This window comes from Gardnerella sp. C0684A1 (genome assembly GCF_055326835.1).
In genome coordinates, this window is the sequence record NZ_JBLTSX010000041.1 from 1 (window position 1) to 262 (window position 262).

The 262-nt window shown below is 55.3% G+C and carries 1 protein-coding gene; it reads right to left on the reverse strand.

The features are described from left to right. On the reverse strand, positions 1-262 hold a 262-nt coding region (locus tag ACNEUN_RS06290; protein WP_463631583.1), incomplete at both ends, for a hypothetical protein.

Genomic DNA, 262 nt, shown 5'->3' on the forward strand with positions numbered 1-262 from the left:
GAATAGGCAAGTATTCAATCCGATAAGCGGAAATTTCGCCATCGGTCCCGTCCGCTCCAATAAATGCGGGGGTGTAGAGCCGCAATTCGGGAGGCAATCGTTCGTACCACCCCGCTTCGGCCGCAAGCTTGACGCGATCGTCGCTGCGCTTCTCAACGACGCGATAGGAAATCGACATGTCGTTGAAGGCGCGCTGCGTTCGTATTGAACACCGCGAACGATAATAGGTCTGGAGATGACCGAAATCGAGCCAAGAGCGGAC